The 430-nt window shown below is 60.5% G+C and carries 1 protein-coding gene; it reads left to right on the top strand.

The window, feature by feature from the left end; translation table 11 throughout:
- Positions 1 to 430, top strand: a 430-nt coding sequence (locus tag O7A05_RS34220) for a lytic transglycosylase domain-containing protein (protein WP_337097819.1), incomplete at both ends; no start/stop codon positions are given.

Genomic DNA, 430 nt, shown 5'->3' on the forward strand with positions numbered 1-430 from the left:
GCTTCCAGGATCGCTTCGATGCAGAGGTCTGGCTGGTCGACATGTCCGGCCGACTCAAGCGCTACATCCCCGATGCCGAAGAGCGGCTGTCGCTGCTCCGGCTGGTGCATCGCGAGGCGAGCAAGGCGGGCCTGAAGCCGGAACTGGTGCTGGCGCTGATCCATGCCGAAAGCCTATTCGACCGATTTGCAATCTCCAGCGTTGGCGCGCAGGGCATGATGCAGGTGATGCCATTCTGGAAAGCGGAACTGGGTCGACCGCAAGACAACCTCACCGACAACGCCACCAATCTTCGCTATGGCTGCACCATCCTCAGCTATTACCTGAACAAGGAAAATGGCGACATCAACCGGGCGCTCGCGCGCTACAACGGCAGCCTCGGGCAGAATCGCTATCCGGCCAAGGTGATCGGCTTCTGGCAGGATTTCTG

Origin of the sequence: Mesorhizobium argentiipisi (SeqCode), from assembly GCF_037179585.1 — a bacterium.
Lineage (GTDB): Bacteria > Pseudomonadota > Alphaproteobacteria > Rhizobiales > Rhizobiaceae > Mesorhizobium > Mesorhizobium argentiipisi.